Origin of the sequence: Capnocytophaga sp. CM59 (assembly GCF_000293175.1) — a bacterium.
In the GTDB taxonomy this organism is placed as follows: Bacteria; Bacteroidota; Bacteroidia; order Flavobacteriales; family Flavobacteriaceae; genus Capnocytophaga; species Capnocytophaga granulosa.
Window position 1 is genome coordinate 1 of sequence record NZ_ALNN01000022.1, and the last position, 11,069, is coordinate 11,069.

Genomic DNA, 11,069 nt, shown 5'->3' on the forward strand with positions numbered 1-11,069 from the left:
ATTTAAGTTTCGCAAGTTGTTTTTAGGTTGCTATTGAAATTGCAAGTAACTGATAAACAATTATTTGTAAAAACCTCCCCCCAACCCCCCTCCAAAGGGGGAGCTTTAAGGGCGTTGAAATGGTCTAATTTGTTTATTAAATTAGAAAATTTCCCTTTTATAACTTATTGAACCTCTATTACTTACTAACTCCCCCCTTGAGGGGGGGGTAGGGGGGATGTTTTGAGAATCAGTTGATTACAGAGCTTGCGAAACTTAAATGAACTTATTGTTTTCTGCGAAAAGAGAAAGCAAATGTACCACTTTTTTTTGAGTTAAATATATTTTCACTAAAGTATTTTTTACGTAAATTTGCCCTTATTTTCTGTTTTATACCCACACACCATTATGGCTGTTATCGTAGAACACTTAACCAAACAATACGCGGGGCAACGCGTAGTGGATCATCTTGATTTTGAACTTCGCAAAGGGGAAATCACAGGTTTTCTGGGGCTGAATGGCGCTGGAAAAACTACCACGATGAAAATGATGTGCGGTGCTCTCTTGCCCGATGAGGGGAATGTTCGTGTCTTAGGCCATTCTATCCTCTCAGAGCGCGAGCAGGCACAGCAGCACTTGGGCTATCTGCCTGAGCATAACCCACTATATCCTGATATGTATGTAAAGGAGTACCTCAGCTATGTGGCCAATATCTACCATGCGCCTCGAAAGAATATTGCCGAGAGTATCGCCCTGACACGCTTGGAGAGCCATGCCCACAAGAAGATACACACCCTCTCTAAGGGGTATCGCCAGCGCGTGGGACTGGCCGCAACCCTACTGCATGACCCCGATGTACTGATCTTGGACGAACCTACCAATGGCCTTGACCCTCAGCAAATCCTTGAGATACGACAAATAGTCCGCGATCTGGGACAGGAAAAAGTGGTATTGCTTTCCTCTCATATCATGCAGGAGATACAGGCCGTTTGCCAGCGAGTGATGATCCTACACAAGGGGAAGATTATCCTCAATGAGCCTATGGCACACCTACAGGACAAGGAACAGACCATAGAAATCCTCTTTGACTTCCGTGTGGAGGAACAGCTATTGCGCCGTATCCCACATATCAAGAGCATTCGCAACAACGAAGAGTTTTTCTTTACCCTTACTTTTGATACTCAAGAGGATATGCGCCCAAAGCTCTTTGATTTTGCTACAGAGAATGGGCTGAAAATCCTACAGATGAACCATCGTCATACCGACCTAGAACAACTATTCACCGAACTTACTAAAGGGAATTAACTATGAACACACCACTTTTACAGATCACCAACCTAAGCAAGCAGTACGGCAAGCAATGTGCCCTCTCTGACGTATCTCTGGAGATTCCACATGGGAGTATTTTTGGGCTATTAGGACCTAATGGAGCTGGGAAAACAACCCTTATCCGTATCCTTAACCAGATTATTTTCCCTGACGGAGGAGAAGTACGCTTGGACGGAGAGCCACTAAGCCCCGCACATATCTCCCATATAGGTTATATGCCCGAAGAGAGAGGCCTTTATAAGAATATGACCGTCAGCGAACAGCTCCTATACTTGGGTCAACTCAAGGGGTTGAGTCGTCAGCGCGCTGAGGAGCAATTGGATTTTTGGCTTAATCGCTTGGAGATAGCCCATTGGAAGGGAAAGAAGCTACAGGAGCTTTCCAAGGGTATGGCCCAGAAGGTGCAGTTTGTCGCCACGGTACTCCATCGGCCTAAACTACTGATTTTTGACGAGGTATTCAGCGGTTTAGACCCTATCAATGCGGAGATTATCAAGGATCAGGTACTTTACTTGCGCGAGCAGGGGGCGACCATTCTCTTCTCTACCCATCGTATGGAGTCGGTAGAGAGCTTGTGTGATCATATTGCCCTACTGAACCGCTCCAAATTACTACTTAGTGGAGAGCTAAAGACTATCAAACGACAATTCCAAGAGGACACCTACGAAGTAGGAATTATCCCCAACGAAGGTGTCTCTTTCGAAGAATTCAAAAGTCGTTACCAAACTACTGCTGCCCAATTCCCTACCATTCACAACGAAGAGAAATGGCTAGTACACCTCACCAAAGAGCAAGACCCTCATCAGGTGTTGTTCTACTTAGCTGAAAGGGGCAAAATCACCCACTTCAACCAGCAAATACCTAGTGTTAGTGATATTTTTATACAGACCATTCAATCAGTGAATAGTGATTAGTGGTTAGTGATTAGTGATTAGTGTAGACTCCTATTCGTTAAGACGCAATAAATTGCGTCTTAGGAAGTTTGCGAATAATATCTTCACTATTGATTCGCTTTTCTAATTAAAAACTAAAAACTATACCAGTATTGCCGAAGCACCGATACGGCTTACCCCCAAGGCGATATATTGTAGGGCGGTTTCCCGATCGCGAATACCTCCTGAGGCTTTGATCAGCGCTTTGTCGCCTACCACTTCCTTGATTAGCCGTACATCGGCGAGGGTAGCCCCTGCTGTACCGAAGCCTGTGGAGGTCTTGACAAAGTCGGCGCCTGCCTCTACACAAAGTTGGGAGGCTAAGCGTTTCTGCTCATCGGTAAGATAGCAGGTTTCTATGATGACTTTCAGCACTTTATCGGCTGTTTCTTCCTTGAGTAAGGCGATTTCTTCTCGTACCTTAGCCGTCTGTCCTGAGAGGAGGAGACCCAAGTTGATCACCATATCGACCTCATCAGCACCCTCGGCCAAGGCTGTGGAAGCCTCATGCAGCTTGCCCTGAGTGCTCATAGCACCCAAGGGGAATCCCACTACAGTACATACTTTCACCTCAGCGCCTTTAAGCGCTTGGGCTACCAAAGGGACATAACCACTATTGACACAGACTGAGAAAAAGCCATATTGGCGTGCCTCTTGGCAAAGTTTTTCTATTTGAGCAGGTGTTGCTGTTGCTTTAAGAAGCGTATAATCAATATATTTTGCTAAGTTCATGGTTGAAATTTTAGAAAAAAGGCTACCTGATATACAGATAGCCTCATAACCTTATGAATTTTAATAAATTATAGAAGTGAATCTAAGGCATCGGTATAGGTTTTCTTAGGTGCAACCCCTACTTGGCGGCCTACAACTTCTCCGTCTTTGAATACCAATACGGTAGGGATATTTCTCACCCCATATTTGGCGGCAAACTCTTGGTTGTTATCCACATCCACTTTGCCTACCACTACTCTACCCTCGTATTCAGTAGCAAGTTCTTCAATCACTGGGCCAAGCATACGGCAAGGACCACACCATGTTGCCCAAAAATCTACTAATACAGGTTTATCACTCTTGAGTACTACTTCGTCAAATGAAGCATCAGTTATTTGTAATGCCATGTTTTTTAACTTTAAAAATTATGAATGCAAAGATACAACTTTTTCAGGAGAAAAAGAACGGTTTTTTTATAGATTTTTTCTATATCAGCAGTCAGAGGTCAGTAGTCAGCAGTCAGAGGCCAGAAGTCAGAAGTCAGAGGTCAGAAGTCAAAACTTTTTTGTATCTTTGCAGCCCAAACAAAACAACAACACCATTAACAATGCTAGCCAATAGTAGAAAAACAATTGTATAGTCCAATTCATTGAGACGCAATAAATTGCGTCTCTACTAAGGACTACGCTTATCAGTAATTGTCTTAGCCAGTGCATGTGTAGAGGTACCATTTATTGCACCTTAGATAGTTGCCGACAACATTTTAACTATTGATTTGCATTAACAATTAACAATTGATAATTAACAATTAAAAAGATGTCTTCTTTATTTCAAAAATACAACGTACCAGGCCCTCGTTATACCAGTTATCCCACAGTACCTTATTGGGAAGATAGCTCCTATTCCTATGAAAAATGGCTTGCTTCGGTACGGACTTCCTTTGCGGAAAGCAATAACACCCAAGGCATCAGCCTTTATATACACCTACCTTTTTGTGAGAGTCTTTGTACCTTTTGTGGCTGCCATAAGCATATCACCAAAAGGCACGAAATGGAAGACCCTTATATAAAAAATGTCCTCAAGGAATGGCAACTCTACTTGGCCGTGCTTCCTGAAAGGCCTCGAATCAAGGAAATCCACTTAGGGGGGGGTACACCTACTTTCTTTTCCCCTGACAACTTGCAACACCTTATAGATCAGATCTTTGAAGGAGCAGACCGAGCCGAAGGGTTCCAGTTCAGCTTTGAGGGACACCCCAACAATACCACTGGTGAGCACTTGGAAAGGCTCTACGCTTTGGGTTTTACCCGTGTGAGCTATGGGGTGCAAGATTATTCACCTGTGGTACAGAAGGCTATTCACCGCATTCAGCCCTTTGCCAATGTGGAGCGTGTTACCCTTCAGGCACGGGAAATAGGCTATAGCTCCATAAGCCACGACCTTATCTTTGGGCTTCCCTTCCAAAAGGAAGAAGACGTCCGCTATACGATAGACTGTACCAATAGCCTACGTCCTGACCGTATTTCCTTTTATAGCTATGCACATGTGCCTTGGGTAAAGGGTACTGGCCAACGTGGATTTGACGAGAATGACCTGCCAACGGCCGACCAAAAGCGACACCTCTATGAGATTGGCAAGCAACAGCTATTGGACAACGGCTATATAGAAATAGGCATGGATCACTTTGCTTTGCCTACGGACGAAATGTACGAATCCTTCGTAAAAGGTACGCTGCACCGCAATTTTATGGGCTATACCGCCTCCAAAACCCAGCTGATGATAGGCCTAGGCATCTCGGCCATTAGTGATAGTTGGTATGGCTTTGCTCAGAATGTGAAGACGGTCAAGGAATACGAAGAAGTCTTGGCTACCGATAGGATTCCTGTGTACCGTGGGCATATCCTTTCGGAGGAAGACCTTATCTTGCGCCGCCATATCCTCAACCTCATGTGTCAGTTCCACACCTCATGGGAAGCTCCTCAGTTGCAATTCCCTGAAGTTGAAGCCGTCAAATCCCGTCTTGCAGAAATGGAAAAGGACGGCCTCATACGTATTCTCCCTCATGCCATTGAGGTTACTGATGCAGGCAAACCCTTTGTTCGCAATATCTGTATGGCCTTTGACCTAAGATTGCAGCGCAATGTGCCTACTACCCGTATTTTCAGTATGACGATATAAAATCTCTTAGAGAACACAACCTCAGAGACCTCTTAATCATCAAAGAGGTCTCTTTCTATTTCTTCCATTTCTATGATATCCAAAGCCTCCTGTAGGGTAGGACAAGCGATGAGTTCTTCGGGGAAATCATCTGGGTTATAATGCTCATAGACTACCACAAAGGAATGTTCGCCCTCGGCACGTACCATCTCGGAGAGGTAGAAAAGTGCATCAAGCTGTTCCTCGTCTAGCTCGGTTACGCCCTCCAAATGGATAATGATATGGCAGGGTTTTAGAGTAGGATCCTTTAAAAGCTGGTTGGCTGTATCCAAATTGATTTCCTCCGCATTGAGCTTTATGGTAGCAATGAGATCTTTTTTGTGAATGTGCATACTAAAAGTGTTTAGAAAAGGTTATTTGTTTCCAATGATACGTAAGATGTCTCCGAATACCCCGCGGGCGGTTACAGCAGCTCCTGCCCCTGCTCCTTGGATCACGATCGGGTTTTCCCCATAGGACTCGGTGTATATCTCAAAGATAGAATCTGCTCCCTTGACCTGTCCTAAAGCACTGGTTACAGGTACAGAAACGAGCTTTACCTCTAAGCGGGCGGTAGAGGTATGTGAGAGATCGCCATGAAGATCACCTACATAGCGCAGTACTGTCCCTGCGGGTGCCTTATCCTTGATCTGCTGATAGATAGGGTCAAACTCCTTCAGGCGAGAGAGGAACTGCTCACGACTACCCTGGCGTAGGGCTTCAGGGATCAGGTTTTCAATAGAGACTTCTTCGAACTCGTTTTCCAAATCCAGTTCGCGTGCCAGAATCAGCAACTTACGACCTACATCGTTACCGCAAAGGTCTTCACGTGGATCTGGTTCGGTATAGCCACTGTCTATGGCCTTTTGGAGAATCTCACTAAAGGGGGCATCACTGGCCGAATAGGTATTGAATAGAAAGCTGAGTGTCCCTGAGAAAATCCCCTTGATACGAGTGATGTTCTCCCCTGAGTGGTGTAGGAGCTTTATGGTATCAATCAGTGGCAAGCCCGCGCCTACGTTGGTTTCATAGAGGTATTGCTTTTTGTATTGGGCGAGTGTTTCTCGGAGTTTTTTATAGAAAGGATAACCGATGGTGTTGGCTATCTTGTTGGCTGAAACCAAGTCAAAACCATTTTCTACCAGTGGCAGATAGTTCTCTACAAAGTCTTTACTTGCGGTTACATCAATCGCTATGAGGTTCTCCAAGTGATGTTGTTGTACTTGCGCTATAAATGTTCCTATCTGGTAAGGTTGCTTCTGGGTATCAAAGGCTGCATATTGCTCTGCGGAAATTCCCTTGTGGTTGAAGAGCAATTCTTTAGAATTGGCAATAGCGATGATTTGCAAGTTGATATTTCTACGCTTGAGGATATCGGCACGTGCCTCGAAGATTTGTTCAATAAGGGTACCTCCCACAGTACCACGACCGAAGATAGCCAAGTTGATACGCTTGGAGATTTCAAATATTTCACCATGAATCACATTGACCGCCTTGGGGAGGTCTTTTTTGTGCACCACGACGCTGACGTTGCGTCCTGTCGCGGAATTGTTAATCAGTAGCGGAATCACTTGGTTGCGAATCAGCGCGTTATATGGCTTGTCAAAGTCGGCCAAGTTCTGTCCGACGATAGAAACCACGCCCACCTCCTGCACCAGACTTACCCCGCTTACGTCGTGGCTATAGACATCCAATTCGAACTCTCGCTCCAAGGCCTGTTTGGCTTTTTGCGCATCCTTGTTGGCTACCAAAAAACCGATACCACGCTCAGAAGAGCCTTGGGAGATGATACTCACACTAATTTCGGCCTGAGCCAAAGCGCGGAAGATACGTGCATCCACCCCTACTTTTCCCAAGAGACCACGCCCTTCGAGGATTACCAAGGCGTAGTTCTCCAAGACAGAGATGGCGCGAATCCCTCCTATGTTATCCTTCGCCTCACAGATGAGCGTACCTGCATCATTGGGCTTGAAGGTGTTGAGAATACGCAAGGGGATTTTCTTTTCCAAGAGTGGAATAATGGTTTTGGCGTGTAGGATAGAGGTACCAAAGTTGGCTAGCTCATTGGCTTCCTCAAAGGAGAGTTGGCGGATAATCTTGGCATCGGGTACCAGTTCGGGATTGGCGGTAAAGATCCCATCTACATGGGTGTAGTTTTGGAGTTCTTCCGCTTCTAATATAGAGGCCAATATAGAGGCTGAGTAATTGCTACCGTTGCGCCCCAAGGTAGTGGTTTCGCCTGATGCATTGGCCGCAATAAAGCCTGTAACGATAGGGGTAACGTCTTTGGGGATTTGTGTAAAATACTGAATGGTACTCTTGGCCGAGCTGTCTTCTACCAGCTGTGCATTGCCAAAGTGACTATCGGTAACATAGAAGCGACGGCTATCGGCAAAGGTCGCCTTGACCCCACGCTTGCGCAAAAGGTAAGAGATAAACTTAGCCGAGAGCACTTCCCCTTGTGCCAAGGTGTGATCTTTTATCTTGTCATTATAGTCGCCCAAGAGAGAGACCCCATCAAAAATACGTTGTAATATGGAGAACTCCGCTGAAAGGTCTATCTCCTCCCCAGCGATTTGGTATTGCTTAAAGGCTTGGAAGTCGGCCGAGATGTCCTCGCCCTTGGCAGCGCGCTCCAGCATGGCCTCCAGCTGGTCGGTAGCTTTATCACGAGCAGAGACCACCACGGCGATCTCTTGTCCTTGTTTTACCTTGTCGGTGATAATAGAAAGCACTGTCTCTAAGCCCTTTCCGTTGGCGAGGGACTTCCCTCCGAATTTGAGAACCTTCATAATCTAAAGTGAATAGTGAAAAATGAATAGTGAATAACGTGAGTTCGATGTAAGCAAAATTATATTTCTTCTTCCACAGATTCCACGGATTTTCACGGAAAGAATAATACAACTAAGCGTAAATTTTTTGATTTCCACGGATAAATAAGACCTTGGGTCTTATAACAATCCGTGCAAATCGCAGCGGTACAATTACACAGGCATAGAAAATCTGTGAAATCCGTGAAAATCAGTGGGAGCTTTCGTTATATCGAACTCATATTAAATAGTGCACTAACAAAGTGCAAATATACAAATTTTCTTTTATTCTGTCGTGAATGTAGAATTTTTTTTTACTAATATACCCATTTACCAATGAGATGATTTGCGAATAAACCCATTTATTCAAAACTAAATGGGACTGCAAAGATACAACATTTAACAGCGCCTTGTCAAGGAAATTTTGAGTTTTTAGTTAGCCGCTTTTCACTATTCATTAGTCATTAGTCATTAATCATTAGTCACTATTCATTGGTCATTAGTCACTATTCATTAATCATTAATCATTAATCATTAGTCATTAATCATTAGTCATTAGTCATTAGTCACTATTCATTGGTCATTATATAATCGTATCCTTTCACCGAGAAGGGGATTCCCAAGCGTTTGTTCAAGGGAGATATCTTTCCGTCAGAAAAACGAATATAGCAGGTATTGACCGTAGAGGGGAAGATGAACCTATCGTAGTCCTTGCCTCGCATCTCAACAAATTGTATTCCTACCCATGCCTCACCTTCGGGCACGAAGACGGAGATTTTGCGAGTGAAAGTCTGCTTAGCCTTACTAGGGAAGACCTCTATATAGATAGGTTCTTTGAGCAAGGGAGTGAAGTTCTTATGTTCCTTATCCGTCTGATAGACTACCACACGCAGCACTGCCATATAAAAGTCGCTACTATTTACATCTATACTCAGCTCCGTTAGGCGAGCATCATGCTTGAGAGAGAGGAAGTCGCCTATCTCGGCGTTGAGATACTTGCGATCGCTATTGGGTTCAAAACCGCTTTTCATCTCGCCATAGAGTGAGAAGATAGCTGGAATCCCCTTGCCCCTGATGGTGTAGTACTTAGGTTTTTGTAGGGTAAAAGAAGCCTCAGGCAGCTGTATATCAGCCTCCTGTAGGACTATTTTGTTCTGTACATCCTTGGCCAGTAGCACCTTACGCTTATAACTCAAATGAGAAAAATAGATGCTATCAGTAGGTGCCGCCGAGAGCCGCTCTAGGGAGAACTGCCCATATTCGTCTGTAATCAGCCCTTTGGAGGTGCCCACCACGCCTATATTTACATATTCTACAGGGGTACCCTTCTGGGAAACCACCTGCTGCGCCAAACAAGGCAGCACAAAGAGAAAAAAGAGAAAACGCATAAATTAATGATTAATGGTTAATGACCAATGACCAATGACTAATGACTAACGACTAATGACTAACGACTAATCACTTGTCACTAGTCACTAATCACTAGTCACTAGTCATTATTATCGTCCTGCTCGTATACCTATCATAAAAGGATATTCGCTTGTGGTATTGCCTGTAAAGAGAGGAGCGAGGCTATAGCGACAGTAAAGGCTCCAGTCCTTGACTCCAATATGTGCTGAGAGGCCATAAGTCCATAGATTGACATTTACATCCTTACGCATAATGGTCTTATAGGTATCTCCCTGCTGTTGGTAATTGAGCTTTTGGTTGGCATCAAGCAAGAGACCGACAAAAGCCCCTACTCCAAAGTACAGATTTTCATGGGTTTGGAAATAAGAGGTATTTCTATGTACCCCATCTTTGGAAAAATCCCATTCCAAATCCACCGGTAGCAGCAGGTAATGAAGGCGGAGCTTGGACTTGGTCAGCTCCTGTCCATAAGGTACCAACTGGGTATCTCCCCCTTGGCGGTCATAATAGTAATTGCCACGTATCTTAAAACTCTGGTAAAGCCAAGAAAGCCCAAAGTTTAGGTGTAGACGGTTGTTATTCTTTCTCAGGCGGAAATTGTTATAGATGCCCAGCTCAAAGGATTTAGACCCCAGTGGACTGAGGCGCTTATCCCCGAATTGCTCGGCTGAAGCAAGGTTGAGTGCCCCCAAGGCAAGATAAGGAGAGTAGTAATCCGTTCTCCCCGCATACCTGCGATAATAGGTGTTGGTCTCTTGGCGTCGCGCCAAAGAGTCTACTTGTGCCATAGTCTTCTGGTGAGTATTAGTATGTGCAGAAGCTAAAGTATCAGCAGAGGTAAGAAGGCTATCGGCAGGCGACTCCTTTAGTGCCTTATCCAATTGGCTTTGGAGGGTCTGAGCCTGTGCATAGATGAGCTGTCGGGTACGCTGCTTAGTGCGTGCCCTGAAGTCCTCTTCCATCTGTTTGGCCTCTTCCTTGGAGATCTTCTGCTGTTCCAATAGGTCTTCCACCGAAGCCAATTGCTTGTACAAATGTGCTTTTTGTGTGGCTACAATAGAATCCACCGCATACTTGCTCTTGAGGATATATTGTTCCAATGTGTTCTGTGCCCAAAGAGGAAAGGCCATTAAGAGAAGAGAAACGAGAGATAATCTTTTCATAATTGTCAATAGTTAACGGTTAATTATCAATGAATAACGATTAATAAAAACGCAAAGCTACGATTTATTTATTAATTTTCCTATTTTTTTAAAGGATTTTTTTATCACCTAATTATAAAAGAGGTTTTTCTTATAATTTAAGTTTCGCAAGTTGTTTTTAGGTTGTTATTGAAATTGCAAGTAACTGATAAACAATTATTTGTAAAAACCTCCCCCCAACCCCCCTCCAAAGGGGGAGCTTTAAGGGCGTTGAAATGGTCTAATTTGTTTATTAAATTAGAAAATTTCCCTTTTATAACTTATTGAACCTCTATCACTTACTAACTCCCCCCTTGAGGGGGGGGTAGGGGGGATGTTTTGAGAATCAGTTGATTACAGAGCTTGCGAAACTTAAGTTATAATAATCCTATTGACAATATGTTTATTAACGTGTGTTCGATATAACGAAAGCTCCCACAGATTTTCATGAATCTCACAGATTTTCTATGTTTGTGCAATTGTGCTTTTGCGATTTACACAGATTTTTATAAGGCCAAAGG

The 11,069-nt window shown here is 44.1% G+C and carries 9 protein-coding genes; 3 read left to right on the forward strand and 6 right to left on the reverse strand.

Annotated features, from left to right (window positions below):
• Positions 1-387 precede the first annotated feature (387 nt).
• A complete protein-coding gene (locus tag HMPREF1154_RS06360) occupies positions 388-1,284 on the forward strand; it encodes an ATP-binding cassette domain-containing protein (protein ID WP_009641765.1) in 897 nt (298 codons plus the stop codon).
• A 2-nt stretch (positions 1,285-1,286) separates the two neighbouring features.
• Positions 1,287-2,222, forward strand: coding sequence for an ABC transporter ATP-binding protein (locus tag HMPREF1154_RS06365; RefSeq protein ID WP_009641764.1), 936 nt, complete (start codon positions 1,287-1,289; stop codon positions 2,220-2,222).
• 120 nt (positions 2,223-2,342) lie between these two features.
• Here HMPREF1154_RS06365 and deoC read toward each other — a convergent pair whose 3' ends face one another.
• Together deoC and trxA are read right to left on the reverse strand one after the other, a co-directional pair.
• Entirely contained in the window at positions 2,343-2,972 is a 630-nt protein-coding gene (gene deoC / locus HMPREF1154_RS06370) for a deoxyribose-phosphate aldolase (protein ID WP_009641763.1), read from the reverse strand.
• A 68-nt stretch (positions 2,973-3,040) separates the two neighbouring features.
• Positions 3,041-3,358, reverse strand: a complete 318-nt coding sequence (trxA, locus tag HMPREF1154_RS06375) for a thioredoxin (RefSeq protein WP_009641766.1) — start codon at positions 3,356-3,358, stop codon at positions 3,041-3,043.
• Between the two features lie 409 nt (positions 3,359-3,767).
• Here trxA and hemN point away from each other — a divergent pair, with 409 nt between their 5' ends.
• Positions 3,768-5,129 (forward strand): oxygen-independent coproporphyrinogen III oxidase, encoded by a 1,362-nt coding sequence (hemN, locus tag HMPREF1154_RS06385; RefSeq protein WP_009641767.1) that lies wholly within the window; start codon positions 3,768-3,770, stop codon positions 5,127-5,129.
• Between the two features lie 32 nt (positions 5,130-5,161).
• Here hemN and HMPREF1154_RS06390 read toward each other — a convergent pair whose 3' ends face one another.
• The 4 genes from HMPREF1154_RS06390 to HMPREF1154_RS06405 all read right to left on the reverse strand — a co-directional run bounded on the left by HMPREF1154_RS06390 (position 5,162) and on the right by HMPREF1154_RS06405 (position 10,530).
• On the reverse strand, positions 5,162-5,500 hold the full coding sequence (locus tag HMPREF1154_RS06390; RefSeq protein WP_009641759.1) for a hypothetical protein: 339 nt from the start codon (positions 5,498-5,500) through the stop codon (positions 5,162-5,164).
• A 21-nt stretch (positions 5,501-5,521) separates the two neighbouring features.
• Positions 5,522-7,939, reverse strand: a complete 2,418-nt coding sequence (gene thrA, locus HMPREF1154_RS06395; RefSeq protein ID WP_009641762.1) for a bifunctional aspartate kinase/homoserine dehydrogenase I — start codon at positions 7,937-7,939, stop codon at positions 5,522-5,524.
• A gap of 587 nt (positions 7,940-8,526) precedes the next feature.
• Positions 8,527-9,345 carry a carboxypeptidase-like regulatory domain-containing protein gene (locus HMPREF1154_RS06400; protein WP_009641761.1) on the reverse strand — a complete coding sequence of 273 codons (819 nt, stop codon included), beginning with the start codon at positions 9,343-9,345 and terminating at the stop codon, positions 8,527-8,529.
• A 111-nt stretch (positions 9,346-9,456) separates the two neighbouring features.
• Positions 9,457-10,530 carry a hypothetical protein gene (locus tag HMPREF1154_RS06405; protein WP_034567027.1) on the reverse strand — a complete coding sequence of 358 codons (1,074 nt, stop codon included), beginning with the start codon at positions 10,528-10,530 and terminating at the stop codon, positions 9,457-9,459.
• Positions 10,531-11,069: the final 539 nt, after the last annotated feature.